This is a genomic window from Acidovorax sp. BLS4, assembly GCF_032929295.1.
Taxonomy (GTDB): Bacteria; Pseudomonadota; Gammaproteobacteria; order Burkholderiales; family Burkholderiaceae_C; genus Paracidovorax.
Window position 1 is genome coordinate 4472851 of sequence record NZ_CP136797.1, and the last position, 25985, is coordinate 4498835.

At 69.6% G+C, this 25985-nt stretch carries 24 protein-coding genes; 16 read left to right on the forward strand and 8 right to left on the reverse strand.

The annotated features are described in order from the left end of the window. Positions 1–18: 18 nt before the first annotated feature. Positions 19–804, reverse strand: a complete 786-nt coding sequence (locus R1Z03_RS20640) for an RHS repeat-associated core domain-containing protein (protein WP_317354610.1) — start codon at positions 802–804, stop codon at positions 19–21. A 232-nt stretch (positions 805–1036) separates the two neighbouring features. Between R1Z03_RS20640 and urtE the strand changes: the two genes are divergently transcribed. Then, entirely contained in the window at positions 1037–1741 is a 705-nt protein-coding gene (gene urtE, locus R1Z03_RS20645) for an urea ABC transporter ATP-binding subunit UrtE (RefSeq protein WP_317354613.1), read from the forward strand. A gap of 9 nt (positions 1742–1750) precedes the next feature. Here urtE and R1Z03_RS20650 read toward each other — a convergent pair whose 3' ends face one another. Continuing rightward, positions 1751–2677, reverse strand: a complete 927-nt coding sequence (locus R1Z03_RS20650; RefSeq protein ID WP_284429125.1) for a LysR family transcriptional regulator — start codon at positions 2675–2677, stop codon at positions 1751–1753. Positions 2678–2900: 223 nt separating this feature from the next. Here R1Z03_RS20650 and R1Z03_RS20655 point away from each other — a divergent pair, with 223 nt between their 5' ends. The 4 genes from R1Z03_RS20655 to R1Z03_RS20670 all read left to right on the forward strand — a co-directional run bounded on the left by R1Z03_RS20655 (position 2901) and on the right by R1Z03_RS20670 (position 8140). Beyond that, entirely contained in the window at positions 2901–3914 is a 1014-nt protein-coding gene (locus tag R1Z03_RS20655) for a porin (protein ID WP_317354619.1), read from the forward strand. Next, positions 3904–4935: a tripartite tricarboxylate transporter substrate binding protein gene (locus tag R1Z03_RS20660; RefSeq protein WP_317354622.1), complete on the forward strand. Its 1032-nt coding sequence runs from the start codon at positions 3904–3906 to the stop codon at positions 4933–4935. Before R1Z03_RS20655 ends, R1Z03_RS20660 begins: the two co-directional genes overlap by 11 nt. A gap of 12 nt (positions 4936–4947) precedes the next feature. Further along, positions 4948–6876: a CocE/NonD family hydrolase gene (locus tag R1Z03_RS20665; protein ID WP_372588180.1), complete on the forward strand. Its 1929-nt coding sequence runs from the start codon at positions 4948–4950 to the stop codon at positions 6874–6876. Between the two features lie 196 nt (positions 6877–7072). Beyond that, a complete protein-coding gene (locus tag R1Z03_RS20670; protein ID WP_317354625.1) occupies positions 7073–8140 on the forward strand; it encodes an adenylate/guanylate cyclase domain-containing protein in 1068 nt (355 codons plus the stop codon). A gap of 37 nt (positions 8141–8177) precedes the next feature. Here the strand turns inward: R1Z03_RS20670 and R1Z03_RS20675 are convergent, their stop codons facing one another. The 3 genes from R1Z03_RS20675 to R1Z03_RS20685 form a co-directional block, all read right to left on the reverse strand. Continuing rightward, positions 8178–8354: a hypothetical protein gene (locus tag R1Z03_RS20675; RefSeq protein WP_284429121.1), complete on the reverse strand. Its 177-nt coding sequence runs from the start codon at positions 8352–8354 to the stop codon at positions 8178–8180. Continuing rightward, positions 8351–8908, reverse strand: a complete 558-nt coding sequence (locus tag R1Z03_RS20680; protein ID WP_284429120.1) for a hypothetical protein — start codon at positions 8906–8908, stop codon at positions 8351–8353. The genes R1Z03_RS20675 and R1Z03_RS20680 overlap by 4 nt, the downstream gene beginning before the upstream one ends. A gap of 75 nt (positions 8909–8983) precedes the next feature. After that, a complete protein-coding gene (locus R1Z03_RS20685) occupies positions 8984–9694 on the reverse strand; it encodes a haloacid dehalogenase type II (RefSeq protein WP_284429119.1) in 711 nt (236 codons plus the stop codon). A 175-nt stretch (positions 9695–9869) separates the two neighbouring features. Here R1Z03_RS20685 and R1Z03_RS20690 point away from each other — a divergent pair, with 175 nt between their 5' ends. After that, a complete protein-coding gene (locus tag R1Z03_RS20690) occupies positions 9870–11111 on the forward strand; it encodes an MFS transporter (RefSeq protein WP_284429118.1) in 1242 nt (413 codons plus the stop codon). A 9-nt stretch (positions 11112–11120) separates the two neighbouring features. On the opposite strand, the gene R1Z03_RS20695 is transcribed toward R1Z03_RS20690, so the two are convergent. Continuing rightward, the gene (locus R1Z03_RS20695; protein WP_317354631.1) at positions 11121–11966 is read right to left on the reverse strand and encodes a phosphatase PAP2 family protein; all 846 of its coding nucleotides are present in this window, start codon (positions 11964–11966) and stop codon (positions 11121–11123) included. A gap of 374 nt (positions 11967–12340) precedes the next feature. Here R1Z03_RS20695 and R1Z03_RS20700 point away from each other — a divergent pair, with 374 nt between their 5' ends. From R1Z03_RS20700 to R1Z03_RS20720, 5 genes are all read left to right on the forward strand, one after another. Then, positions 12341–13429: a diacylglycerol kinase family protein gene (locus tag R1Z03_RS20700; protein WP_317354634.1), complete on the forward strand. Its 1089-nt coding sequence runs from the start codon at positions 12341–12343 to the stop codon at positions 13427–13429. 23 nt (positions 13430–13452) lie between these two features. After that, entirely contained in the window at positions 13453–14262 is an 810-nt protein-coding gene (locus R1Z03_RS20705; protein ID WP_284429115.1) for a metallophosphoesterase, read from the forward strand. A gap of 48 nt (positions 14263–14310) precedes the next feature. Continuing rightward, positions 14311–15282: a magnesium/cobalt transporter CorA gene (gene corA / locus R1Z03_RS20710; RefSeq protein WP_317354639.1), complete on the forward strand. Its 972-nt coding sequence runs from the start codon at positions 14311–14313 to the stop codon at positions 15280–15282. A gap of 199 nt (positions 15283–15481) precedes the next feature. Further along, on the forward strand, positions 15482–16603 hold the full coding sequence (locus R1Z03_RS20715) for a TRAP transporter substrate-binding protein (RefSeq protein WP_372588181.1): 1122 nt from the start codon (positions 15482–15484) through the stop codon (positions 16601–16603). Continuing rightward, positions 16603–19278 carry an EAL domain-containing protein gene (locus tag R1Z03_RS20720; protein WP_317354641.1) on the forward strand — a complete coding sequence of 892 codons (2676 nt, stop codon included), beginning with the start codon at positions 16603–16605 and terminating at the stop codon, positions 19276–19278. The genes R1Z03_RS20715 and R1Z03_RS20720 overlap by 1 nt, the downstream gene beginning before the upstream one ends. 157 nt (positions 19279–19435) lie before the next feature. Here R1Z03_RS20720 and R1Z03_RS20725 read toward each other — a convergent pair whose 3' ends face one another. Continuing rightward, positions 19436–20344, reverse strand: coding sequence for a DMT family transporter (locus R1Z03_RS20725; RefSeq protein WP_284426497.1), 909 nt, complete (start codon positions 20342–20344; stop codon positions 19436–19438). 134 nt (positions 20345–20478) lie between these two features. On the opposite strand from R1Z03_RS20725, the gene R1Z03_RS20730 reads away from it, so the two are divergent. From R1Z03_RS20730 to R1Z03_RS20750, 5 genes are all read left to right on the forward strand, one after another. Next, complete coding sequence (locus tag R1Z03_RS20730) at positions 20479–21465, forward strand: quinone oxidoreductase (protein WP_317354644.1); 987 nt, start codon at positions 20479–20481, stop codon at positions 21463–21465. Next, positions 21462–22283: an NUDIX domain-containing protein gene (locus tag R1Z03_RS20735; RefSeq protein WP_317354646.1), complete on the forward strand. Its 822-nt coding sequence runs from the start codon at positions 21462–21464 to the stop codon at positions 22281–22283. The genes R1Z03_RS20730 and R1Z03_RS20735 overlap by 4 nt, the downstream gene beginning before the upstream one ends. A 357-nt stretch (positions 22284–22640) precedes the next feature. After that, on the forward strand, positions 22641–23870 hold the full coding sequence (locus R1Z03_RS20740; RefSeq protein ID WP_317354649.1) for a hypothetical protein: 1230 nt from the start codon (positions 22641–22643) through the stop codon (positions 23868–23870). 101 nt (positions 23871–23971) lie between these two features. Beyond that, entirely contained in the window at positions 23972–24121 is a 150-nt protein-coding gene (locus tag R1Z03_RS20745; RefSeq protein WP_317354651.1) for a hypothetical protein, read from the forward strand. A 236-nt stretch (positions 24122–24357) separates the two neighbouring features. Further along, entirely contained in the window at positions 24358–24951 is a 594-nt protein-coding gene (locus R1Z03_RS20750; RefSeq protein ID WP_317354653.1) for a hypothetical protein, read from the forward strand. Between the two features lie 51 nt (positions 24952–25002). Here R1Z03_RS20750 and R1Z03_RS20755 read toward each other — a convergent pair whose 3' ends face one another. Continuing rightward, on the reverse strand, positions 25003–25947 hold the full coding sequence (locus R1Z03_RS20755; RefSeq protein ID WP_284429108.1) for a LysR family transcriptional regulator: 945 nt from the start codon (positions 25945–25947) through the stop codon (positions 25003–25005). Between the last annotated feature and the right edge of the window lie 38 nt (positions 25948–25985).

Sequence of the window (25985 nt, forward strand, 5' to 3'; positions counted from 1 at the left end):
ATTGTCAGGATCAGCAATTTACCTGGGAAATGGTGAAAATGGACCGTCTGCTGGAACATTACCAGCTGGCCACGGAGAGTAGGGCCGACCAGCATGGTCATCCCTCTTTCCATCAGACCAGTCATGAATATGCGGATACTGCGCGCCTTGGTGAGGCCTGTCATAGTCTGTTTGAGGGCTACCGTCGGGACAGTAATCTCTTCCACGGTTTGGGCCTTGAACAAAGCCGCCAGGCGGACCAACATCTGGCGGATTTTTTGGGCGATTAAATATTCGATCCAAACCATAGCCCAACGCACCTAAACCCGTTCCGATAGCAATATCTGTCCCAGTGATGATCGCTGGAATGAACGGAATGGCGATTGCGAACTCGCCTGTCGGGTCGGTATAGGAGGCCGGATTTCCTCCCACATACAAGAACCGGTTCCACCCCCCCTCCAGCCCAATCGGATCCGCCTGGATGTACCGCCCTCCCTCCCGGTCGTAATACCGGTTCAGGTTGTACGCCAGTCCCGTCTCTTCATCCCACACCTGCCCCGGATACCGCAGGTCGAATTTGATGGCTTCCGCATAGTTGGCGCTCCCCTGCCCGCTCTGCGCATAGCCTGTCGCCCCCGTTGTCGGGTTGGCCTCTCCAAACCCCGTGATGAGCCATTGCCACACCACCTGGCCCTGCGTGTTGGTCAGGCGCCGTGGCGTGTTCAGATGGTCCGCATCGATGGCATACAGCCGCCCATTGATCTGCGCCGCCACCGGCATCGGCCCGCTGGCCGTGGGCAGGTAGATGACCTCCGTGCTGTCCATGCGGACCCCGCCAGCCGCGAGCACCGCAGGTTGCCCCGGAGCGAAGCGCAGGGGACACGGACAGTAGGGTCGCCTTTCTTTTGGGTACGTTTCTTTGGCGAAGCAAAGAAAAGTACCTCGGCCGCCGGGCCGAGACCCGGCCCCGAAACCCAAACCAGCAAGCTACTATAAAAATAATAGCAGCCAGACCAATGAACACTAGGGCATCAGGCCCAAAAGACATCAAAAACCCATGCTCACCGTCCAAAACCTCCACCAGTACTACGGCGGCTCCCACATCCTGCGCGACGTGAGCCTCACCGCCCCCCCCGGCAAAGTCACCGTCCTCCTCGGCCGCAACGGCGTCGGCAAGACCACGCTGCTCAAGAGCCTCATGGGCCTGGTCCCCATCCAAAGCGGCACCATCACCTGGGAAGGCCACCCCATCCAGTCCAGGACCCCCTACGACCGCGCCCGCGCCGGCATCGGCTTCGTCCCGCAGGGCCGCGAGATCTTCGGCCGCCTCACCGTCGAAGAAAACCTGCGCATGGGCCTGGCCTACAAGAGCGGCTCCACCCCCGTGCCGCCCCATCTGTACGAACTCTTTCCGGTGCTCAAGCAGATGCTCGGCCGCCGCGGCGGCGACCTGTCGGGCGGGCAGCAGCAGCAGCTCGCCATCGCGCGGGCGCTGGCGCCCAGCCCGCGCCTGCTGATCCTGGACGAGCCCACCGAAGGCATCCAGCCCAGCATCATCAAGGACATCGGCCGCGTCATCCGCCAGCTGGCCGACCACGGGCTGGACGGGCATCCGGTGTCCATCCTGCTGTGCGAGCAGTACTACGACTTCGCCGAGGAGCTGGCCGACGAGTACCTCGTGATGGAGCGCGGCGAAGTCATCGCCCGGGGCCCGGGCAGCGAGATGCAGGCCAAGGGCATCCGCCACCTCGTGGCGATCTGAACCCGCGCCCTAGGCCGGCTGCGCCGTGGCCGCCCCGGCATCCCCCGGCGGCGAAACCAGCCCCTCCACCAATAGCTGCGTGAACGTGTCGTGCAGGGGCGATGCCGCCGCCTGGGCCACCGTGGCGATGCCCAGCTGGTAGGCGATGCGGGGGCGGAACGGGCGCGAGGCGATCGCACCGTGCGGGCAGTGCTGCGCCAGCAGGGCGTTCACGATGGAAACGCCCAGCCCCTGGGCCACGTGGGCGCAGGCCTCGCTGATGGAGTGCACCTCCAGGGCCACGCGCGGCTGCACCCGCCGCTGGCGAAACGCCATGTCGATGTCGTGGCGGATCTGCCGCTGCCGGCCCAGCAGGATCAGGCTGGCGTCGATCAGGTCGGTGGCGCCGACCTCGTTCAGGTGTTCCAGCGGGTGGCCCTTGGGCATGATGCACACGGCCTCGGAGTCGAGGCGGGCGCGGGTGGCGAGCCCGGGCATTTCCATGGGCAACCGCACCAGCCCGATGTCCGCATCGCGGCTGAGCAGTGCGCGCTCCGCGTCGTTGTACGAGCCCGAAAGCACTTCCAGCACCACATCGGGATGGGCCTGCATGAAGCGCCGGGCCAGCACGGGCATGAGCGTGGTCGCCAGGGTGCTGGGCACGGCCACCTTGAGCAGCCGGCGCTTGAAGCCGCCCAGGCGCAACTGCTCGGCATGGCGGCGAAAGCACTGGGCCGAGTCCATCAGGCCCTGGGCGTCGTGCAGCAGCGCGTGGGCTTCGGCGGTGGGGCTCAGGCGGCCTTTCTCGCGCACGAACAGGCGCAGGGCCAGGTCCTCCTCCAGCTGGGCCAGCAGCCGGCTGATGGCGGGCTGCGACAGGCCCAGGCGCTCGGCCGCGCCGGTGGTGGAGCCGCTGAGCATGATGGCGTGGAAGGCTTCGAGTTGCTTGAAGTTCATGGGCATGGAACGGTGCGCCGGCCCCCGGGATGCGCGCGCCGGCGAACGGGCGCGTAGGGCCGTCCCGCATCTTTGCACCGCTCGCGCCCCGGCGCAAACATGCGGTCCGCTGCATAGGGTCATCCGCCTTTGTCATAGCGTTGTGGCGAAGGACCCCGCTCCACAGAATCGGCAGCGTCATCCGCCAACACCGGCACGACGCCACCCCAAGGAGCAAGACGTTATGAGGCCCCCATTTCCCTTCGCACTGGCTGCCAGCGGCCTGTTCTTATCGGCCGCGCCGCCCGCTTGGGCGCAGGACCTGCAGGCGTACGGCCAGGTGCGCCTGAGCATCAACCATGTCAAGACCGGCAATGCGGGCTCGGTGACGGAGGAGCGCGACAACGCGTCGCGCCTGGGCTTTCGGGGCAAGGAGGACCTGGGCGACGGCATGGCCGCCCTGTTCGGCGTGGAGATGGGGCTGGACGCGGACACCGGAGCCGCCACCACGCCCGCCTACCGCAACAGCTACGTGGCATTGCGCGGCAGCGCGGGGACGGTGGCGCTGGGCCGGCTGGATTCCGCCAATCCGACCGGGTCGCCCCTGTATTCGCAGGTCACGCGCATCACCTCGTTCGCCGCCAACGACGCCGGGGCCACGGCCACCGGCACGTCCATTCTCAATGCGCGCAACCGCACCTCGAACGCCGTGGGCTACCAGAGCCCCACGTGGGGCGGCGTCAACCTGCGGGCCCGCTACTACCTGCGCGGCGACACCCGGACGCCCGATCAGGAAAACGGCGCCAAGTCGCTCGACCTGGGGCTGAACTACGCGGCCGGGCCCTGGTCGGCGGGCATCGGCTACGGCCGGGACACGCGCCCGGGCGGCCTGCTGGCCAACGAGTTTTCGAGCAAGTGGCAGGTGGCGGTGCGCTACGACTTCGGTGCCATCGAGCCCTATGTGCTGCTGGGCCGCGATGCGTATGCGAAGGCCTCGGCCACCGCGCGCACCGATGTCGATTACTGGCTGGTGGGCAGCCGGTTCTCCGCCGGCCCGCACGCGCTGGTGGTCAACGTGATGCAGCGGGACGTGCAGGCCTCCGTGCGGGGCCTTCGCAAGCGCCAGCAGGTGGCGTATACGTATGCGCTGTCCAAGCGCACGGAGTTGCAGGCGTTCATCGACCGCGACGGAATCGATTCGAGCCGCAGCAATGTGGCGGTGCGCGCCGTGGGCGCAGGAGTGCGACATGATTTCTAAGGCAAGCTGTGCGGCCCTGCGGGCCTTCCTTTCGCGCCCCGTTTCCGGGCACCGGGTCCGGCCGTTGCTGGCGGCCGGTCTGGCGGGCCTGGCCCTGTGGGGGGCGGGCGCCCATGCGGCGCCGGCCGCCGAGTTTCCCGACAAGCCGGTGCGCATCGTGATTCCGTTCCCGGCGGGTGCCGCGGCCGACACGGCCATGCGGGTGGTGGCACGCAAGATGTCGGAGCAGTGGCGCCAGCCGGTCATCATCGACAACCGGCCCGGGGCGGCCGGCTTCCAGGCGGTCGCATCGGCACCGCCCGACGGCCACACGCTGCTGATGGGGGCGGGCTCGGGCATGGTGACGGCACCGCTGCTGTCTAGCAAGCTCACGTACAACCCGTCGCGCGACTTCGTGCCCGTGGGGCGGGTGGTGGTCAACGTGCCCATCCTCACCACGCACCCGAGCCTCAAGGTCCGCACGGTGCAGGAACTCATCGCGCTGGCCCGCAAGGACCCCGGCGCGCTCAACTACAGCACGAGCGGCAACGGCAGCCCGGGGCACCTGTCGATGGAGTTGTTCCAGGCCGCCACGGGCACGCGCATGGTGCAGATCCCGTACAAGGGGGGTGGCCCGGCGGTGAACGAGCTGGCGGGCGGGTACGTGCAGCTGGGCATCAACGCCGTTCCCAGCGTGGCGGCGCAGATCAAGGCCGGCAAGCTCGTGCCGCTGGCGGTGGCCAGCGCCAAGCGGTCGCGCGCCTTCCCCGAAGTGCCGACCATGGCCGAGGCCGGTTTGAAGAACTTCGAATACGACATCTGGTATGCGCTGTTCGCTCCCGCGGGCACGCCGGCGGACCGGGTGCAGAACATCAGCAAGGTGCTCGGCGCAGCGCTGAACGACGCCGAGGTGACCGCCCTGCTCGTGACGCAGGGGGCCGAGCCGGCACCCACCACGCCGCAGGAGCTGGCGCGCTTCATGCAGGAAGACACGGCCCGCTGGGCCAGGCTGGTCAAGGACCGCAACCTCAAACTCGACTGAGGCGAGCCGTCCATGAACACGATGACGATTCCGTCGGCGGACGCCGCCGCCAGCGCCGCCGCCACCACTACCGCCGCAGCCAGCGGCGTGACCCGGCACACCTTCTGGGTCTCCATGCGCGACGGGGTGCGCCTGGCCACCGACGTGTACCTGCCGGCCCCCGGCGCCGGCCCGCTGCCGGTGTTGCTGGAGCGCACGCCCTACGGCAAGGATGCCGAAACCCGGCGCGAGCGCACGGCGGCCGACCCCCGGCCGATGCGCCGCGGTGAAGTGGCCGAGCGGTTCGCACAGGAGGGCTACGCGGTGGTGGTGCAGGACTGCCGCGGCCGCTTTGGCTCCGAAGGGCAGTTCACCAAATACCTGGGCGAGGCCCACGACGGCGCCGACACCATGGCGTGGATCACGGCGCAGCCCTGGTGCAACGGCGCGGTGGGTACCTACGGGCTGTCGTATGCCGCCCACACCCAGACCGCGCTGGCCAGCCAGCGGCCCGCGGGGCTCAAGGCGATGTTCCTCGAATGCGGCGGCTTCGCCAACGCCTACCGCGGCGGCATCCGCCATGGGGGCGCGTTCGAGATGAAGCAGGCGGTCTGGGCGCTGCGCAATGCCCTCAGCGGCAGCAACCGCATCAGCGAATCGGCACGCCAGGCGCTGGAGCAGGCCGACATCGGCGAATGGTTCCAGCGCCTTCCCTGGACGCGGGGCGACTCGCCCCTGCAGTGGGCGCCCGAGTACGAGGACTATCTTTTCGGGCAATGGGAGCGCGGCCGCTTCGACGACCACTGGCGCCAGCCCGAGCTGTATGCGGCAGGGCACTACGCCGCGTTCGAGGGCGTGGCCGTCCTGCTGATGTGCGGCTGGTGGGACCCGTACGCCCAGACCACCACCGACAACTATCTTGGCCTTTCGCAGCGCACGCACGGCGACGTGCGCATGGTGCTGGGTCCCTGGACCCACGGCGAGCGCAGCGTGCCGTACGCGGGCGACGTGGACTTCGGGCCCGACGCGGTGCTCGACGGCACGCTGGCACCCGACTATGTGCAGATGCGGCTCGCCTGGTTCAACCACTGGCTGCGCGGGCAACCCCTGCCCGAGGGGCAGGCCGATGCCGTGCGCTACTTCCGCATGGGCGGGGGATCGGGGCGGCGCACGCCCGAAGGCCGGCTCGACCACGGCGGGGCCTGGCGCCGTGCCGACGACTGGCCCCTGCCGGGCACCACCCTGGCGCCGTGGTACCTCGCGCCGGGCGGGCTGCTGACCCGGGCCGTGCCGGAGCGCGCGGGTGAGGCGACCTTCCGCTTCGACCCCGCGAACCCCGTGCCCACCATCGGCGGCTCGGTCACCTCCGGGGAGCCCCTGATGGTGGCTGGCGCCTACGACCAGTGCACGCACGGCGGCGTGTTCGGCGCGCGGGCGCCGTTCGGGCCGCTGGCCGGACGGGACGACGTGCTGGTGTTCCAGACGCCGCCGCTCGAGTGCGACGTGGAGGTCACCGGCCCCGTGGTGATCGAGCTGTGGGTTTCGTCCACCTCGCCCGACACCGACTTCACGGCCAAGCTGATCGACCAGTACCCGCCGAGCGAAGACCATCCCGAGGGGTATGCGATGAACCTGACCGACGGCATCCTGCGCTGCCGCTACCGCGACTCGTGGGAGCACCCCGGACTGATGGTGCCCGGCGAGGCCGTGCAGATCACGATCGAGCCCATGCCCACGTCCAATCTGTTTCGCCGGGGCCACCGGATCCGGCTCGACATTTCGAGCAGCAACTTTCCGCGGTTCGACGTCAATCCCAACACCGGTGCGCCCGAAGGGAGCGCGGGGCCCCGGGTGGTGGCGTTCAACACCGTGCACATGGGGCCGGGGCGCGCGTCCCGCGTGGTGTTGCCGATGCAGGCCGTGGGTGGGGCGCCTGCCGCGGGGGCCGGCACGGGCGGATGACGCTGGCCCGGCAGGGGGCGAAGGCGCCGTAGGGGAGAATGGCCGCCCGCCTTGACCATGGCAACGCGGGCCCTCTATGCTTGCCGTGCGAGCGCCTGCCGCGCGGCCGGGTGCCCTCCCGCCCTCCCTGCGAAGAAGGCCGGCGCGGCGCCCGCAGTTCCCAAAGGCCACCCCGAAGAGAAAGCACCGCGCTCCCATGTCCTCTTTCCCCCCTGGCGACGCCCCGGCACCCCCCCTCCCGCACCCGCAGACCTCCGTTCCCCCTTCCTTGCCCCCCGCCGCCGGCCCGCACCTGCAGCCGCGCGAGGTGACGCTGCTGAAGATCGGCCTGCGCGACTTCTCCCAACTGGCCGCCCAGTTGCCGCCCGACCAATCCCTGGCCTGGGTGGAGCGCATCCTGGCCTGCCTGCACGGCGTGCTGGCCCGCTACGGCGCCGAGGTGGACCACCTCACCGGCGATGCCGGGGCAGTGGTCTTCGGACTGGCAGCGCCCGCCGATGCGCCGGGCGCCGATCCGGCCAGGAGCGGTGGCCCTGACGACGACGTGCACCGCGCCGCCATGTGCGCCCTGGCCCTGCAGATGGCCACGCGCGATCTCAACGACGCCTTCCTGCAAGACCGCCTGCCGTCCATCTACCTGGGCATCGGCATCGCCTGCGGCCCGGCCCTGGTGGGGGGCTTCGGCGGTGCGCCGGGCGTGCGCCAGTCGCCCGTGCTGCTGGGCGACGTGGTGGTCGAGGCCCAGCAACTGCGCACCTTCGCCCTGCGCGGGCAGGTGCTGGTCAGCGAGGCCGTGTACCAGCGCTGCTGGAGCATGGCCTCGGTGGCCCCGCCCATGCAGGTCTTCGTGAAGGGGCGCGACGAGCCGCTGTCCATGCGCGAACTGGTGGCGGTGCCCAGCCGCAAGCTCAAGGTGCCGCGCCAGGAGTTCCGCCGCAGCCACCGCGTGGAGGCGCGCCTGCCGTGCAGCTGGCAACTGGTGCAGGACGGCATGGTCATGCCCCATGCCGTGCCCTGCATCCTGCGCGACATGGGCTACCACGGCGCGCTGCTGGAGCTGAACGGCACCGTGCCGCTGCATGGCGAGCTGCGCCTGGCCTTCGACCTGCCGCTGGTGCACTACCCGGCCCGGGACGTGTACGCCCGCGTGGTCACCCTCAAGCCGGTGGGCGATCAGGTGCTGGCGGGGGTGGAGTTCACCGCGACCAGCGCGGAGTTCGATGCGCGTGTGCGGCGGTTCGTGCAGGGGATGGTGGCGGGTTGAGCATTCGGTAATCCCGAAGAGGCTGCGGCTTGGCAATTCATCCGCCGTCTTTGTCTTGGTCCAAAAAGTGGCCGAAACTCTGCGAAAGAAGATAAGGAACCATGGACCCCGCCACCCACCACCAGCTCGACTGCCAGTAGGCGATGGCCCAGCAGGCCCAGGCAAACCAGATTGTTGCCGTTTGAAGATAGTCGGAGGGTTTCCGTTTGCTCATCGGGTGACCTTAACGCCGTTGAGTCCCCATCTCACATACACCAGGTAAGGAAGGATACGTGCCGTGCCCGCTGGCGTGGCCAGCATGATCGGAACCCGGGCCTGCGCTGCCACGATCAGATTGGTGGGCCGCCCGATGCGCGCCATATAGACACCTGGACCATAGATGCCATGACGGGGGAAAGCGCTGGCTCGGATCACTCCGGTGCGTGCTATCCCTGCAGCACCGGCTGTCGTAGTGAAGTGAATCAGGTTCTTGGGCAGAGCGGCGAATCCATAACCTGCCGTTCCGAGCGTGAGTGCGGTGGTTGGTGCTATTTCGGGTGTCCATAACACCGCGACGGCGCCGGGGAGGTGTGCCAATGGAGCCCAAGGGCTTCTGGAGTTCACCGCGATGTCGGCCCAATACTGCGCCGCGTTGTCACCGGCCAGCGTCGAGGCCTGGTACAACTGCTGGAGTTGGAGGATGAACCGGCGCATCGGGCCTGGATCGGATATTTCGACGGGCTTGCTGCAGCCGTCGCGTCGACACATCAACGTTGTTCGGTCATCCATCCCTCGGCGCTGTGGTTATACGGTGAGCTTACCTGCCGCCGTCCCACGTGCGATGCTGGCGCCTCGCGTGCCGGCTTACGCGCCCAGTCGCTCCGCCAGCCCCACCAGACTCTCCGCATGCCAGTCGTTTCCCGCCTGCGGTGACACGTCCTTTGGCCTGGCCCTCCCGAACTCCCATGGCCGCTCGATGTAGGCCGTCCGCAGCCCGCATTCCCGCGCCGCCGCCAGGTCCTCGTGGTGGGCCGCCACCATCATCACCTGCCCCGGCGCCAGGTCGAACGTGCGGGCCACGCCCTGGTACACCGAGGGATCTGGCTTGTACGCGCGGAACACCTCGGCGCTCAGGATGCAGTCCCAGGGCAGGCCGGCCCGCTTGGCCATGTTCGTCAGCAGGCCGATGTTGCCGTTGGAGAGCGTGGTGATCGTGTAGCGGCGCTTCAGGCGCTGCAGGCCCTCCACGCTGTCGGGCCAGGGGTCGAGCCGGTGCCACACGCGGTTCAGGTGCTGGCGCTCGGGCTCGGTCAGGTGCTGCAGGCCGAAGCGGGGCAGCAGGCCGTCCAGGATCAGGCGGTGCAGTTCATCGATGCGGGTCCAACCCAGTTCGCCGCTGCGCACGCGCTGCATGGCGGGCTGGTAGCCCTCGCGCCAGGCCAGCGCGAAGGCGTCGGCGTCCACCTGCGGATAGAGGGCCTGCACCTCGCGCACGATGCTTCCGTGCCAGTCCACCACGGTGCCGAAGATGTCGAAGGCCAGCACGCGCACGCCGTGCCAGGGTTGGTCGTTCATGGGGACTCCTTGGGGGGATGGATGCAAAGAGGATTCGCGGGGCCGCAAGGCCGCTGCCGCCAAAGCATAGCGGCGCGTTCTGCGATGTTCCCCGGCCTGCGGAGCGCGGCGGAGCGTGATATGGTCTTTGGCCTGCGGGTTAACCCTGATCTGCTTGCCCGCCAGCCGTTCCTCCATGACCACGCCTTCGATTCCTCCCCCTTGCGCCGACGCCCCGGCGGCCGCTATCTCTCCCACTGCCCCCGCGCGGGACGACCGCACGCTGCTGCGCGCCGTGCTGGCGCTGGGCCTGGGCGGGTTTTCCATCGGTACCGGCGAGTTCGTCATCATGGGCCTGCTGCCCGAGGTGGCGCGCGACATCGGGGTGAGCATTCCTCAGGCGGGCCACGTCATCAGCGCCTATGCGCTGGGCGTGGTGATCGGCGCGCCGGTGCTGGCCGTGCTGGCGGCGGGCTGGGGCCGGCGGGCATTGCTGATCGCGTTGATGGGGGTGTATGCGCTGGGCAATTTCGCCTCGGCGATGGCGCCCGGATACCTGTCGCTGAACGTGCTGCGCTTCGTGACGGGGCTGCCGCACGGCACGTATTTCGGCGTCGCGGCGCTGGTGGCGGCGTCGCTCGCGCCACCGGGGCGGCGCGCCCACGCGGTGGGGCTGGTGATGCTGGGGCTGACCGGGGCCACCCTGCTGGGGGTGCCGATCGCGGCGTGGCTGGGGCAGGTGTTCGGCTGGCGCGCGGCGTTCGTCTTCGTGGGGCTGATCGCGGTGGCGGCCATGGCCATGGTGCGCCGGGGCGTGCCCTACCAGCCGCCGGCCGAGGGCGCCAGCCCCTGGCGCGAACTGGGGGCGCTGCGGCGCAAGCAGGTGTGGCTCACGCTGGGCATCGGGGCGATCGGCTTCGGCGGCATGTTCTCGGTGTTCAGCTACATCAAGCCCACGCTGACCGAGGTGGCCGGGCTGCCGCTGGCCGGTGTGCCGCTGGTGCTGGCGCTGTTCGGCGCGGGCATGGTGGCGGGCAACCTGGTGGGTGCCCGCCTGGCGGACAAATCGCTGATGCGCACGATCGGCGGGCTGCTGCTGTGGTCCATCGTGGTGCTGGGCGGCTTCGTGTTCGCGGCGCACCATGTGGTCACGGCGGCCGCGGCGACATTCCTGCTGGGCACGATCGTCGCCATCGGCCCGGCGCTGCAGATCCGGCTGATGGACGTGGCCGGTGAGGCGCAGACCCTGGCCGCGGCCCTCAACCACTCGGCCTTCAATTGCGCCAATGCGCTGGGCGCCTGGCTGGGCGGCGTGGCGATCACGGCCGGCCTGGGCTGGACCTCCACCGGCTGGGTGGGCGTGCTGCTGGCCTTGGGCGGGCTGGCGGTGTTCGGGTGGTCCCTGGCGGCGGACCGCGCCGCGCGCAGGGCGGGCTGACGCCCCCCCTCAAGCCACGGGCGTGGCGCGGGAGCGCCGCCAGTGGCCGATGCCCGACATCACCATCACGCAGCACACGAGCCATGCCCCGCCGGTGAGCCAGCCGGCGAGCACGTCGCTGGCAAAGTGCACCTGCAGCACCACGCGGCTCCAGCCCACGGTGAACACGGTGGCCACCGCCACCAGCACGGCCGGCAGGTGCCAGCGCGCGGGCAGCAGGCGCAGCGCCAGATAGGCCAGCATGCCGTAGGCCACCAGCGAGCTGCTGCTGTGCCCGCTCGGAAAGCTGAAGCCGTCGGCCACGGCGATCTCGTGCGTGTGCACCGGCCGCACGCGTTCGAAGGTGTGCTTGAAGCCGCGCGTGAGCAGCCCGTTGCCGGCCAGCGCCGCCGTCCAGCCCAGGGCCAGCAGGCGGTCACGGCGCAGCCAGAGGGCGGCGGCCACCGCCACGGCCAGCACCGTCAGCACGGCGGTGTCGCCGGCATGGGTCAGGTTCGCGAACAGGGTGAGCGTGGCCACGCTGGCGGTGGCGCGCAGCGTGGCGGCCAGGGTGTCGTCGAACAGGGCCCACGCGGTGGGCGCGGCCCATTCCTCTGCGATGGCGGCCAGCGCCTGCGCGCACGCCAGCAGCAGCAGGGCAGCCACGCACAGGGTGGCCAGCAGCCGCGCGCCGGCGTTTTGCGGCGCGCCCCAGCGCTCGGTCCAGGGGGCGACCCACCGGGCCCCATGCGTGCGCAGCGGCCCGTTGGCCGCCCAGGCCGCAGCGGCGGCCACCAGCGCGATGGCCAGTCCCCCGGTCCAGACGGTCAGGGGGTGCGATCCGGCCCACAGGGCCATGGCCTGGACGTCCATCATGCGCGGGTCTCCAGTGGGGCGGGCGATGGGTTCGGGCGCGGCCGCGCGGGGCGGGCAGGGCAGGGATGGCGGTGGGGCAGTGGCATGGATCGCGCAGCGAGGGAGTGGACCAGGGCGGCAATGGTGGCAGGCGCGTGGCGGGCGGCCAATCCCATTTCCTGGCGATCCGTCGGGGTTTGCGGGCTGCTGCGAGCGGCGCGCACAGCGGCGGCGTGGCGTGTCGGCCATGGCTGACAAGGGGTGCGCCTGACTGCCGATGCACCCTTGCCCGGTCCGTGTGCAGAATCGGGCGTCCCGCGGTGCGGGCACCGATCCCCGAGCCTGATCGGGTCCAGCCCTGCGCAGGGTGACACTCCCTCGAAAGCCTTCCCGACATGCCATCCAACGACCTGCCAGCGTCCATGCCAAGGGGCCGTGGCCCGATCCATCTGGTGGTGCCCCACCGGCCCGGCGCCGACCATGGCCAGCTGCGAGCCCGCCTCGAGGGACTGGCTCCCCTGCAAAGCAATGCCGTGCAGTGGCACGTGCCCGCGCAGCGCGCCGGCATCGTCCAGGCGGCCGAAGAGGCCGCGCTCGCCGCCCAGGCCGACGGCGGCCTGGTGGTGGCCGCGGGCGGGGACGGCACCATCAACGCGGTGGCCACCGCCGCCTGGAAGCACCAGGTGCGCATGGGTGTCATTCCGGTCGGCACCTTCAACTATTTCGCGCGAGAGCAGAGCCTGTCGCTCGACCCGGAGCAGGCGGCCAACGACATCCTGGCCGCCATGGACTCGGGCGATGCGCGGCCGGTGAGCGTGGGCTTCGTCAACGAACGCATGTTCCTCGTCAACGCCAGCGTGGGGCTGTACCCGCGCCTGCTGGAGCAGCGCGAGCTGGCCTCGCGCCGCTTCGGCCGCTCGCGCTGGGTGGCCATCGTGTCCGCCGTGTGGAGCTTCTTTCGGCCGGCCTCGGCGCGCCGCTGGCGCGTGGCGCTGCGCCAGCACCGGGTGGCCGATCCGACGCGCGAGGAGTTTTTCGCCTCCACGCTGTTCGTCGGCAACAACCCCCTGCAACTGGAGCGCCTGGGCATTCCGCAGGCGGAGGACGTGGCCGAAGGCGACCGCCTGGCGGTGCTGCTGCTCAAGCCCCAGGACCGCGCCGCCACGGCACGCACCGTATGGAATGCCGCCGTGGGCCAGCTGGCGCGCGATGAAGCCGTCATCAGCCTGGCCTGCGCAGAGATGGTGGTGGAGCCCACCTGGCGGCCGCACCGCGTGAAGGTGGCCTTCGACGGCGAGCGCGAATGGATGGCGCCGCCGCTGCGCTTTCGGGTGGAAGAGCGCCCGCTGTGGCTGGTGGCGCCCACCGCCACGGCACGCGACGACGATCCCGCCGCCGAGGGCGCCGTGCCGGTGGCGGCCCCGCCCCCGGCCGCCCTTCCGGAGGGCGCCCCGGTGGCGGTACCCGGCCTGGCGGCCGGCTGAGTCACCCGCCCCGAAGACCGCCCATGAGCGTTCTCATGCACCTGTCGGACCTGCACTTCGGTGCGCACGACCCGCGTGTGTGCGCGGCGGTGGCCCGGCTGGTCAAGACGCTGGACGTGTCGCTGCTGGTGGTGTCGGGTGACCTTACGCAGCGCGCCACGGCCGAGCAGTTCGAGCAGGCGCATGCGTTCATCGCCGGCCTGGGCGTGCCGCATCGGCTGGTCATGCCAGGCAACCACGACGTGCCGCTGTTCGCCTGGTGGGAGCGGCTGGGCCGGGCCTACCGCCGCTACGAGCGCTGGTGGGGGCGCGACCTGGAGCCGGTGTGCGACGTGGACGGCTTCCTGGCCGTGGGGGTGAACACCACGCGACCCTGGCGGCACGAGCGCGGCAGCCTGTCGCATGCCCAGATCGACGCGGTGGCGCAGCGCCTGGCCTCGGCCCCGCGCGACCGCTGGCGCATCGTGGTCACGCACCACCCGCTGGTGGTGCACCCCACGAGCGACACCGAGCACCGGCCCCACCGCGCGGGCGAGGCCCTGGCGCGCTGGCGCGAGGCGGGTGCCCAGCTGCTGCTGTCCGGCCATGCGCACGAACCAGGGCTGGCCGAGGTGCTGCCCGGCCTGTGGGCCGCCCGCGCGGGCACGGCCGTGTCGGTGCGCCTGCGCGCCCATGCGCCCAACAGCCTGGTGACGCTGGAGTGCCCCGCGCCCGTGCGGTCCGGCGCCGAGGTGCTGCCCGCGCGCCACCGGCTGACGCGCTGGGACTACGACGCGCGTCTGCAGGCTTTTTTGCCGCTGCCGCCCAGGGACCTCGGGAGCGCCGGAACGTAGCGCCGGCATGGCAAGATCCAGGCCGTTGCCGTCGACCTGAATTGCCCCATGCTGATCAATTGCGTTGCCTACCAAAACGGTGCCAAGCTGGCCGATATCTCGGTCGACCACATCAGCGATTACGTCTCCCTGCCAGGCTGCTTCGTCTGGGTGGCCCTGGCCGATGCCACGCCGCGGGAGCTTGCAGAGATGCAGCAGGAGTTCGGCCTGCACGAACTCGCCGTGGAGGATGCCCAGCACGGCCACCAGCGCCCCAAGATCGAGGAATACGGCAACTCGCTGTTCGCCGTCCTGCACCTGGTCGAGCCCGACGCGGAGCAGGGCGGCATCAACGTGGGCGAGGTCGATGTCTTCGTCGGCAGCAACTACGTGCTGTCGGTGCGCAACCGCAGCAAGCTCGGGTTCCTGGGCGTGCGCGAGCGCTGCGAGCGCCAGCCGGAGCTGCTGCGCACCGGGTCGGGCTTCGTGCTGTACGCCCTGCTGGACGCGGTGGTGGACCGCTACTTTCCGGTGATCGACGCGCTGGAGGTGGAGCTCGAGCAGATCGAGCAGCAGATCTTCACCAAGGGCGCGCCGCACAACAACATCCAGCGCCTTTACGAACTCAAGCGCCGTGCCATGGTGCTCAAGCGGGCGGTGGCGCCGCTGATGGAAGGGGTGGGCAAGCTGCACGGCGGGCGTGTGCCCCAGGTGTGCATGGGCTCGCAGGATTACTTCCGGGACGTGCTCGACCACCTGAGCCGCATCAACGGCTCGATCGACGCCATGCGCGACACCATCGGCACCGCCATCCAGGTGAATCTCTCGATGGTGACGATCGAGGAGAACGAGATCACCAAGCGCCTGGCGGCCTGGGCCAGCATCTTCGCGGTCTGCACCGCGTTCGCCGGCATCTGGGGCATGAACTTCGAGGGCATGCCCGAGCTGAAGTGGACCTACGGCTACCCGGCGGCGCTGGTGCTCATCCTCAGCGTGTGCGGCTACCTGTACTACCGCTTCCGGCGGGCGGGCTGGCTCTGAACCGCAGGTCGGTGAACGCGTGTCGGCGGCGGCCGGCCGCCGGGCATCCGGTGGCGCACCGTGCCGTGCGCGCGGGTGTTGTCAAACGGATCGCTCCTGGGTCGCTGCCCATTGGTCAAATCGCGGCAAGATGGTACAAAAGCCGGGGAGGGAGAAATCTCTGGCGGCGACACGGCAACAAGAACCACGGCGTTCCTTCATGCAACACCTTTTCCTGACCCGCGCACTGTGCCGACTGGCACTGGCCTGGCTCTGCTGCGCTACTTTGACAGGGCACGCCCAGAGTCCCCCGGCCGCCAGCGCCGGCGGGCCGGGCGCATCGGCACCGGCCCCCACCCCTGCGCCGTTCATGCTGCGCGTGGTCGGCAGCCTGGGTGCCCTGTCGCAGTACACGCAGCGCGAGGCACCGTTCTGGACGCAGGAGCTGGCCCGGCTCAGCAATGGCCGTTTTTCTTCCACCATCGTGCCCTTCGACCGCGCGGGCGTGCCGGGCATGGAGATGCTGCGCCTGGTCGAGCTGGGCGTGGTGCCCTTCGGCACCGTGCTGATGAGTTCCCTCACCGCGCAGTACCCGCAGTACACGGCGCCCGATCTGCCGGGCCTGAGTCCCGACATCGCCAGCCTGCGCACCACGGTCGCCGCGTTTCGACCATATCTCCAGGCGTCGCTGCGCCAGGAGCGCAACATGGAAATGCTGGCCATCTACGTCTATCCGGCCCAGGTGATCTTCTGCAAGAACGCCATGACGGGCCTGGCCGACCTGTCCGGCCGGCGCATCCGCGTGGCCTCGGCCTCGCAGGCGGACTTCATCAGCGCGGTGGGCGGCATTCCGGTGCACACGGGCTTTGGCCAGATGGTGGCCAGCCTCAAGGCCGGCGATAGCGAATGCGCCGTGACCGGCACCATGTCGGGCAACACCCTGGGGTTGTACGAGGTGACCCAGTACGTCTATCCCATGCCGCTCACCTGGGGCCTGTCGATCTTCGGGGCCAACCGCGACGTGTGGAATTCGCTGCCCCCCGACCTGCGCACCCTGCTGCAGCGCGAGGTGCCCCGGCTGGAGGCAGCCATCTGGGCCGATGCCGAGCGCGAGACGACCGAGGGGCTCGCGTGCAACACGGGCCGGCCCACCTGCGTGAAGGGCGCCAAGGGTTCCATGGTGGTGGTGCCGGTGTCGGCGGCCGACGATGCGCGGCGCGTGGAGATCCTGCGCACCACCGTGCTGGCGAACTGGCAGCGGCGCTGCGGCCCCGCCTGCGTGGATCTCTGGAACCGTACGGTCGGCCCCGCGCGCGGCATCGCCGCCCCACGGGCCCCGTGATGCCCTCCATTTCCAGGCGCATCCGCATCGCCGTGGGCGGCGTCGTGGCCTTGTTCCTGCTGGCCCTGACGGGGGCGGCGGCATGGCTGGTATGGAGCACGCGGCACTCGGCGCTGGCCGAGAGCGAGGCGCAGGTCACGCGCTTTGCCACCGGCGCCGAGGCCGCGGTCAACCGGTCGCTGCTCGGCCTGGATGTGCTGCTGGCCAGCACCGCCGACCTCATGGCGATGCGCGAGCAGGTGCATGAATCCCGCGATCCCGGCGCGGTGAGCCAACTGCTGCGCGCGGCCGCCCGCCAGAACCTCATGGTGCGCTACGTGGCCCTGCTGGATGGGCAGCGCAAGGTGGTCGCCTCGTCGGATGCGGCCGGCGCCCGCGTGGGAATGGAGCTGCCCTCGGGCTTCTTCGAGGAGGTCATGGGCCAGCCCGTGCCCACGCTGGCGATCAGCGTGCCGACCATCAGCTTCGCCAGTTCCGAGCGCGTGGTGTACGTGGCCCGCCACGTGCGCTCACTGGGCGGAGAGCGCCTGATCGCCGTGGCCCAGGTGCCCACCAGCATGCTGGTGTCGGTGCTCACGCAGGCGGTGGACATTGCCGGTCTGGAGGTCACGCTGGAGCGCGGGCAGGGGCAGATGCTGCTGGGGTTCTCGGGCCGGGGCGATGCGCGCCACCGCGCGCGGGTGCATCCGCTGAGCGAGGTCGGCGTGCCCATCAGCGCCTGGGGCCAGGGCGCCCGCATCACCGGCGTGTCGTCGCTGGTGGTCGCTCGGCCCATCCTGTATCCGGATTTCTGGATCTCGGCCAGCCTGCCCGAGGCGGCGGCGCTGTCGTCCTGGCGCAGCGAGCGCACGGCCATCTTGCTCGTGGCGCTGTTCTTCGGCGTGACCGTGGCTGCTGCGGGGCTGTTCACCATCGCCTACCTCACGCGCATGAACCGCGCGCGCGTGGCGCTGGCCAGTTCCAAGGCCACGCTCGACCAGGCGCTGGGCTCCATGGTCACCGGCTTCGTGCTGCTGGGCCGCAACCTGGAGGTGCTGCAATGGAACCGCCGCTTCGAGGACATGTTTCCCTGGCTGCGCGGCGTGATGACCGAGGGCCTGCCGTTTCGCGCGCTGCTGGAGGCGACGGTGCTGCACCACCTGCCCGAGGCCACCGAGCGGCAAAGGCGCGAATGGGTGGACCAGCGCCTGGCGCTGCAGCGCCACCCGGAGGGCACGCACGAGCAGATGCTGCCCAACGGGCATTTCATCCAGATCACCGAGCGCGCCACGCCCGAGGGCGGCCTGATGATTTCCTACCACGACGTGACCGACCTGCGCCTGGCCAGCGCCGAGATCGAGAACCTCGCCTTCTACGACTTGCTGACCGGCCTGCCCAACCGGCGCCTGCTGCTGGACCGGCTCAACCAGGCCGCCGCCACGGCGGCGCGCTCGCGGGAGCTGGGGGCGCTGCTGTTCCTCGACCTGGACCATTTCAAGACCCTCAACGACACGCAGGGCCACGAAGTGGGCGACCTGCTGCTGCAGCAGGTGGCGGTGCGCCTGAAGGACTGCGTGCGCACCACCGACACCGTGGCGCGGCTGGGCGGCGACGAGTTCGTGGTCATGCTGTGCGACCTGGCGCGCGACCCGCAGGAGGCCGCCACGCTGGCGCGGCGCATCGGCGAGAAGATCCTGCTGGCGCTCAGCAAGCCCTACCAGCTGCGGGCGCAGACGCACCACAGCAATTGCAGCATCGGCGCCACCGTGTTCGGCGACTCGCGGCAGTCGGCGGCCGAGCTGCTCAAGCAGGCCGACATCGCCATGTACCAGGTCAAGGCCCGGCGCGGCCACGGCCTGTGCTTTTTCGATCCGCAGATGCAGGTGGTCATCACCCAGCGCGCGCAGCTCGAAGTGGACCTGCAGGTCGCCATCCAGCAGGGCCAGTTCGTGCTGCACTACCAGCCGCAGTTCACCTTGCCCGGCACCATGGTGGGCGTGGAGGCGCTGCTGCGCTGGCAGCACCCCGAGCGCGGCCTGGTGGCCCCCGGCCATTTCATCGCGGTGGCCGAGGAGAGCGAGCTGATCGTGCCCATCGGCATGTGGGTGCTGCGCACGGCCTGCGAGCAGCTGGCCGAATGGCAGCGCGATCCGCGCCTGCGCAACGTGCACGTGTCGGTGAACGTGAGCGCACGGCAGTTCCGCCACCCCGACTTCGTGGCGGGCGTGGTCGAGGTGATCCAGGAGACCGGCATCCGCCCGCACCTGCTGGAGCTGGAACTGACCGAGTCGCTGGTGCTGGACAACGTGGAAGACTCGGTCGCCAAGATGCACCTGCTGCGCACCAAGGGCGTGCGCTTTTCGGTGGACGATTTCGGCACCGGCTATTCGTCGCTGGCCTACCTCACGCGGCTGCCGCTGCACCAGCTCAAGATCGACCAGTCGTTCGTGCGCAACCTGGGCGTGCGTCCCACCGACGACGTGATCGTGCAGACCATCATCGGCATGGCGCGCAATCTGGAGCTGCAGGTGATCGCCGAAGGCGTGGAGACCGTCGAGCAAAAGGACTTCCTGGCGCTGCACGGCTGCGACCTGTACCAGGGCTATCTCTTCGCACGCCCCCTGCCGGTCGGGGAACTGGTGGAGCGCTTTGCCAGCACCGCCGCGCCGAGCGCACCCCTGCCCGGGCCGCTCTGAACCGGCCGCGCCCGTGCGTCGGGCCGGCCGCGCCCGTGCGTCGGGCCGGCCGCGTCAGCGACCCAGCCCGCGGGGGGATCGCCGGTTTGCTATATTTTTAATAGCGGTATGCCCTAGTATCGATTGCGCTGGAGGCCGTTTTGCCTCGGATGGCCGGTCAGGCCTTGTGGGGCCGGGACGAGGCGACGATGCCGCCCACGATCAGCAGGAACGCCGCCGCGTGGTAGGGGCGCGGCGTCTCGCCCAGGAACATCGCCGACATCACGGCGGCAAAGAGCGGCGTGAGGTTGATGAAGAACCCCGCCACCGCCGGGCCCGCGCGCTGCACGCCCACGCCCCAGCACCGGTAGGCGAGGATGGCCGGCCCGAGCGCGATGAAGGCCAGCGCCGCGGCCAGCGGCCAGCCCCATTCGATGTGCGTGTGGCCCAGCGCCCATTCGCCGCTGGCAAACGCGCCCGACCAGGCCAGGCCGAACACCATCTGCGCCATCAGGAACGCCGCCCAGTCCGAGCGCACCGTGGCCGGCTCGTGCGTGCGCGACAGCAGCCAGCTGTAGAACGCCCAGGAGATCGTCGCCAGCACCATGAACAGGTCACCGGGCACCAGGCGCAGCGCGAGCAGCTGGCCCCACTCGCCCCGGCTCAGCACCAGCAGCACCCCGGCCATGGACAGCACCGCGCCGATCAGCTGCGGGCGCCGCACGGGCGCGCCGAAGCACAGCGCGCCCACCGTCAGCATCCACAGCGGCAGGCTGGAGCCCACCAGCGTCACGTTCAGCGGCGTGGAGGTCTGCAGCGCCATGTACTGCAGCGCGTTGTAGCAGCCGATGCCCAGCAGACCGAGCGCCGCATAGCGCCGCCAGTGCGGCCACAGCGGGCTTTGCGGCCCCAGCACGCGGAACGCCAGCGGCAGCAGCACCAGGAATGCCAGCGCCCAGCGCATGAAGTTCAGCGTGACGGGCGGCACCAGCGTGTGGACCAGCCGGCCCACCACCGCGTTGCCGGCCCACAGCAGCGGCGCGGTGGCCAGCAGGGCGATCGTGCCCGGGGTGAGTCGTTGCGTCATGGGCGAGGACTGTAGCGCCTCGCTCCGGCAGGCCGCGGCAAAACATGGCAGGATTCACCCGCTTTCCGTCAGCCGGTCGCCCGCTTTTCGTTCTCTCGTTCCTTCCCCCTTCTCAGCTTGCAGGAGTGTTCCCCATGAGCCTTGCCGTCCAGATCCGCCAGCATGGCGGCCCCGAAGAACTCCATGTCGTCGATGTGGCCGTCGGCGACCCCGGCCCGGGCGAGATCCGCATCCGCCACCATGCGGTGGGCCTGAACTTCATCGACGTCTACCACCGCACGGGCCTCTATCCGCTGTCCATGCCGGCCACCCTCGGCATGGAGGGCGCGGGCATCGTCGAAGCCGTGGGCGAGGGCGTCACGCACCTGAAGGCCGGCGATCGCGCGGCCTATGCCAGCAACCCGCCCGGCAGCTACTCCGAAGTGCGCGTGATGCCCGCCAAGACCGTCTGCAAGCTCCCCGACGCCATCGGCTTCGAGACCGGCGCGGCCATGATGCTCAAGGGCCTCACGGCGCAGTACCTGCTCAAGAAGACCCTGCCCGCCGAGGGCCTGCAGCCCGGCGACCACGTGCTCTTTCACGCGGCCGCCGGCGGCGTGGGCCTGATCGCCTGCCAGTGGGCCAAGGCCCTGGGCCTGCAGCTCATCGGCACGGCCGGCAGCGACGAAAAATGCCGCCTCGCGCTCGCCAACGGCGCGGCCCACGCCATCAACTACCGCACCGAGGACTTCGCCGCGCGCGTGAAGGACATCACCGGCGGCAAGGGCGTGAAGGTGGTGTACGACTCCGTGGGCAAGGACACCTGGGAGAAGTCGCTCGACTGCCTGCGGCCCTTCGGCCTCATGGCCACCTTCGGCAATGCCTCGGGCCCGGTGCCGGCGTTCCCGCCCGGCCTGCTGGGCGCCAAGGGTTCGCTGTACGTCACGCGGCAGACGCTCTTCACCCACATGGCCACGCGCGAGGCCACGCAGGCCATGGCGGACGACCTGTTCGCGGTGGTGCAAAGCGGCGCGGTCAAGATCCACATCGAGCAGCGCTACCCCCTGCGCGACGTGCAGCAGGCGCACCGCGACCTGGAGGCCCGCAAGACCACGGGCTGCACCATCCTCACCCTCGAATGAGCGGGCAGCCCGTGCCGGGCTGGGTGCCCGCCGCGCGCCGCCAGGCGCAGCAGCCCCCCGCCGCGCCGCGCCTGCCGTTCGTGGTGGCCGGGCACGCGGTGGGCTCGGTCGCCGAGGGCGTTCTGGATGAAATCGCCCTCACGCCGGGGTATTCTTTGCCCTGGTTGCTATCAAAAAAGGAGCATCACGGTGCAGCTGCATGGCACCTCGATGCCCCGGCCGGCGACGTGACCGCCGCCCTGGCGGCCCTGGCGCAGGCGCTGCGCCAGGCCGGCCGCTGCGGGGCCTGGCGCGACGAGCAGCTCGCCGTGTGCAACGCCGCCGGCGAGCGCATCGGCACCGTGGAGCGCGGCGCCGTGCGCCCCTTGGGGCTCGCCACCCAGGCCGTGCACCTGGTGGGCAGTGCGCCCGACGGCCGCGTGTGGGTGCAGCAGCGCGCCTTCGACAAACCCACCCACCCTGGAAAGTGGGACACGCTCATGGGCGGCATGGTCAGCGCCGCCGACACGCTGGACACGGCCCTGGAGCGGGAAACCTGGGAAGAGGCGGGCCTGCGCACGAGCGCGCTGCACTCCGTGGCGCACGGCGGCCACGTGGACTTCGCCCGGCCCAGCAGCGACGGCGAAGGCGTGGGCTACATGGTCGAGCGCATCGACTGGTTCCACGCCACCGTGCCCGAGGGCCTGGTGCCCGAGAACCAGGACGGCGAGGTGGAACGGTTCGAACTGCTGCCCACCGCCGAAGTGCACGCACGGCTGGCGCGCGGCGAGTTCACGCCGGAGGCGGCGCTGGTGCTGGCGGGGTTCTACGGCTGGTAGCGCGCGAGGGCCCTGGCAGGTCTCGCTTCGGTGCGCCGCAGGCGTTTCGGGCTGGGGTGGGAATTGAGGCCATCCGCTGGTCAGATCGGAAACATGGGCCCAGCCCCGTTTTCCAAGGAAATCACCATGCTCGGTCTCGGTCACATCAAGCGCAAACTCACCGGCGGCTCTTCGTCTTTGGAGCGGCCGGCATCGCCCCCCGCTTCGCCGCCGCGCACGTCGCCCCATCGGCACGCATCTCCCCATGGAATGCCGCCATCGCGGCAGACGGGGGCGGGGCCTGTGGCCGGGCAGCTGGGGCAGCCGCGGATCGACCTTCAGGCACAGCGCAACAGGACTGCACGCCTGGATTGGAGCGTGGCTTCCCAACTCTACGATCACCGCGTCATTTCAGCCGAGAGGAACAAGATCGGGAGCCAAATGTTCGCGCAGGCGACTGGCAGCGAGACATTCGTTCCAGATCGCGCGGCCCTTGATAGAGCGGTCAAGGAGAACCTGACGGCGCGCGCCAATGCGAGCAACTGCTCGACCGAAGAGGTTTTCCGACGCACGGCGGCCGACCCGCATCTCAAAGCGGAATACGAGGCAGTGTGCGCAAAGATGAACACCATCAACAACCAGGGGGTCAGTTTCCATCGATTTGAAATGCTGCACATTGCCGCTGAGAATCTCGCGGCCCGCCAGCGGGCGGGGCAGCGGCAAAACCTGCAAGGAGGCGCTCACCAGCCGACCGCCAGCACTCCCGCATACCCATCGCAGCGCCTGCGCAGGCAGCGCGATGAAAGTCCGGCGCCCCGGCCCGGGACGTCGGGCGAAGGGGCTGGGCCCTCGCGCCCACAGGAAGCCATTCGCCGGCCGGACAAAGAGCCCGTGCAGCCCGAGGCCCCTTTGGAATCCTCCAGTCCGACTTCGCCTTCGGCGACCGGCTGGCGGGCCGCGACGTCCCGAAGGACACGGCCTGCATCACCGCCGCCGCCGGAATCCGTTGCCGCCTCGGTTTCTGCCTCGCCTGCCAGCGCCGGCGCGCCATCCGACGCGACCGGCCCGTCCTTGACGGCAGGGGAGGGGCCGAAGCTCAGCCGCAGCACCCAGTTCCAAGGCCGGCGCTTCAACGCGGCGTACGCAGCGGTCCGGCCGCAAGGTGGCGCCGAGCCGGCCGCTACGGTCGCCGGCGCTCGCCGGAAGGTCCAGTTTGCCGAGTACGCGGTGAGGGAAGGGATCGCTGAGAAAACGGATGGCACGAAGGGAAAGCCCGCACCGCTGCCCGGTGAGCTTCGGGACGGCAGTCTCTCGGAAATCAATCAGCAGATCCACAGAAATAAGATCATGGAAAGCCAGGGCATGCTCCCGCCCGATGACGAAGACGAGGCAGAGACATCCGCATCGTCCGAAGCGGGCAGTCGCCGCACATCCGAACCCCTGACGCTGGAAAGTTTCGGTTTTTCGCTGGAGCAGGACAGCGATTCGGACACCATCTCCGACCACGGTCTGGCAGACGAAGAAGCCATGGAGGTCAGCGAAGAAGACCGGGCGGCGATTGGATCGATGGGCGGCCGCATGTTCACCCGGCCGGGCGTAGGACGCTGATTGCCGATGCGATGCCCCGTGCATCGCTGAGTGAATCATGCCGCTAGTAACAAGCACGTCTCGGTGAACGGGAGCGTGCGGCGGGTTCGCCCCCCGGCCTCGTGGCGGGCGTGGTCGAGGCGATCCAGCAGACCGGCATCCGCCACCACCTGCTGGCACTGACCGAATCGTTGGCGCTGGACAACGTGGACGACTCGGTTGCCAAGAGGAACCTGCTGCGCATCAATTTTCTAATGCTATTGTTTTTATAGCGATATGCCCTAGTACTTATTGCGGCGGAGGCCTTTCAGGCTCTTCATGCCTCCGGTTGGTGCGCAGCCGGTTCACGGCGGAGGCGGCGCTGGTGCTGGTGCGGTTGACTGGCCGCAGAAGTGAAGGCCAAGGCCAGTCGATTGCGTTTTGCAACGCACTGCTTCGGATGGCTTCGGCGCCCATCTGGCGCATGCCTAAAGTAGAGCCATGTTCCACACTGCACGCAAGGATTCCCATGTTCAACGGCATCACCCATAAATTAGGCATAGGTCGCAGCAAGTCCAGCGACACGCAGGCCCATCCGAAAGAGGGTTCAGGCAAATCCTCGGGGAGTTCGTCAGGAAAGACATCGCGCCATTCGCATGCCGCTCCGCCCGGAATGCCTTCTTCTCGTGCCCAATCGGGAGCCGCTGCGTCTGAGCAGGGCGCTCGCCCCCGCACGCGGATCGGTGGGGACTCGTCTTCGGGCCGCCCACTCAGCGTCAAGGAGCAGCGGTATCAGCAATTGATGGCGGATGCGGCCATGGTGGGGGGGCTCTATGCGCAGACCAGCCACACGCCCCAACCGAAAACGGAAAAACCGCCAGCCTCTGTGCCTTCTCCGTCCTCTAGCTTCACGCGTCAGGAATCTTTCGACCCCGACATGCAAACCATGATGTTCGACACGCCCGCTGCGAAGGAGTTTTATCAGCACATGGTGAACCCTGGCGCGCAAGCCCAAAGCAGTGCGTCTGCCGACGCTGCCGCGCCACCGAGCGGTCGTGTTTTTGGACGCAGCGGGCCGATCCAGAACCGCGATTACAACGCTGGGCCGGCGCCTCAGCGTTAGGGCGCTGGCGCAAGCCGCTGAGAGCGGGTTTCGAAGGCTTGGCGATGCAAGTTATGACGTCGCTTCGGTCGAGTGCCTTGGCTCTGCACGGGGCGGACTTCTTGTCTGCCGCTCCCGGGCCACCGTCCGTACCAAGTCCCACGCGGCCTGGGCCACCGGCGCCAGCGCCCGGTTGCGGCGGTGGACGAGCACGATTTCGCGGTCCACGCGCGGGCGCAGCGGGCGCACGGCCACCCCAGGCAGGCCCTCTGGCGGCAAGGCCAGCGTGGGCACCACGGTGATGCCCAGGCCCGCGGCCAGCATGCGAAAGATCGTGGTCGGATGGCCGACCTCCTGCGCCACGGTGGCGGCCACGCCCTGGGCGGAAAACGCCTGATCGATGAGGCGGCGGCTGCCCGAGGCATGGTCGAGCAAAACCAGCGGTTCGCCCGCCAGATCGGTCCAGCGCACGCTGCGCCGGCGCGCCAGGGGATGGCCAGGCGGGCAGGCCACGCAAAAGGGCTCGGTGAGGATGGCCTCGCAGGTGAGCGCCTCGCGCTCGCCAGGGTCGATCACCACGCCGAAATCCACCTCGCCCGACAGCACGCTCGCCAGCACGTCGTTCTGAATGCGGTCCAGCAGCACGATCTGCAGCCCCGGAATCTCGCGCTGGCAGCGGGCGATGCAGTCAGGCATGAGGTGGGCCGAAAGCGTGGGGCTGCTGGCCACGCGCACCCGGCCCCGCCGTTCGGACGCCATGCCGCGCACATCCAGCAGCACCGCGTCCAGGTCTTCCAGCACGCGCTCCAGGCGGGCGGCGAGGCTGCGGCCCGCCTCGGTCAGCTCGACCTCGCGCGTGGTGCGGTTGAGCAGCTGCAGACCCAGTTGCGCCTCCAGTTCGGTGATGCAGCGGCTCACCGCGGGTTGCGTCAGGCCGATCTGTTCGCCCGCACGGCTGAAATGGCGCGTGGCGGCGACGGCGCGAAAGACATGGAGCTGGCGCAGCGTGACATTCATGATTTCCCATCATAAAACCATCAGATAAATCCATTTCT

Bases quoted from the DNA above. Each gene is read 5' to 3' on its own strand.
- R1Z03_RS20640 (WP_317354610.1), bottom strand. From the start codon at position 804: ATGGACAGCACGGAGGTCATCTACCTGCCCACGGCCAGCGGGCCGATG.
- urtE (WP_317354613.1), top strand. From the start codon at position 1,037: ATGCTCACCGTCCAAAACCTCCACCAGTACTACGGCGGCTCCCACATC.
- R1Z03_RS20650 (WP_284429125.1), bottom strand. From the start codon at position 2,677: ATGAACTTCAAGCAACTCGAAGCCTTCCACGCCATCATGCTCAGCGGC.
- R1Z03_RS20655 (WP_317354619.1), top strand. From the start codon at position 2,901: ATGAGGCCCCCATTTCCCTTCGCACTGGCTGCCAGCGGCCTGTTCTTA.
- R1Z03_RS20660 (WP_317354622.1), top strand. From the start codon at position 3,904: ATGATTTCTAAGGCAAGCTGTGCGGCCCTGCGGGCCTTCCTTTCGCGC.
- R1Z03_RS20665 (WP_372588180.1), top strand. From the start codon at position 4,948: ATGAACACGATGACGATTCCGTCGGCGGACGCCGCCGCCAGCGCCGCC.
- R1Z03_RS20670 (WP_317354625.1), top strand. From the start codon at position 7,073: ATGTCCTCTTTCCCCCCTGGCGACGCCCCGGCACCCCCCCTCCCGCAC.
- R1Z03_RS20675 (WP_284429121.1), bottom strand. From the start codon at position 8,354: ATGAGCAAACGGAAACCCTCCGACTATCTTCAAACGGCAACAATCTGG.
- R1Z03_RS20680 (WP_284429120.1), bottom strand. From the start codon at position 8,908: ATGGATGACCGAACAACGTTGATGTGTCGACGCGACGGCTGCAGCAAG.
- R1Z03_RS20685 (WP_284429119.1), bottom strand. From the start codon at position 9,694: ATGAACGACCAACCCTGGCACGGCGTGCGCGTGCTGGCCTTCGACATC.
- R1Z03_RS20690 (WP_284429118.1), top strand. From the start codon at position 9,870: ATGACCACGCCTTCGATTCCTCCCCCTTGCGCCGACGCCCCGGCGGCC.
- R1Z03_RS20695 (WP_317354631.1), bottom strand. From the start codon at position 11,966: ATGATGGACGTCCAGGCCATGGCCCTGTGGGCCGGATCGCACCCCCTG.
- R1Z03_RS20700 (WP_317354634.1), top strand. From the start codon at position 12,341: ATGCCATCCAACGACCTGCCAGCGTCCATGCCAAGGGGCCGTGGCCCG.
- R1Z03_RS20705 (WP_284429115.1), top strand. From the start codon at position 13,453: ATGAGCGTTCTCATGCACCTGTCGGACCTGCACTTCGGTGCGCACGAC.
- corA (WP_317354639.1), top strand. From the start codon at position 14,311: ATGCTGATCAATTGCGTTGCCTACCAAAACGGTGCCAAGCTGGCCGAT.
- R1Z03_RS20715 (WP_372588181.1), top strand. From the start codon at position 15,482: ATGCAACACCTTTTCCTGACCCGCGCACTGTGCCGACTGGCACTGGCC.
- R1Z03_RS20720 (WP_317354641.1), top strand. From the start codon at position 16,603: ATGCCCTCCATTTCCAGGCGCATCCGCATCGCCGTGGGCGGCGTCGTG.
- R1Z03_RS20725 (WP_284426497.1), bottom strand. From the start codon at position 20,344: ATGACGCAACGACTCACCCCGGGCACGATCGCCCTGCTGGCCACCGCG.
- R1Z03_RS20730 (WP_317354644.1), top strand. From the start codon at position 20,479: ATGAGCCTTGCCGTCCAGATCCGCCAGCATGGCGGCCCCGAAGAACTC.
- R1Z03_RS20735 (WP_317354646.1), top strand. From the start codon at position 21,462: ATGAGCGGGCAGCCCGTGCCGGGCTGGGTGCCCGCCGCGCGCCGCCAG.
- R1Z03_RS20750 (WP_317354653.1), top strand. From the start codon at position 24,358: ATGTTCAACGGCATCACCCATAAATTAGGCATAGGTCGCAGCAAGTCC.
- R1Z03_RS20755 (WP_284429108.1), bottom strand. From the start codon at position 25,947: ATGAATGTCACGCTGCGCCAGCTCCATGTCTTTCGCGCCGTCGCCGCC.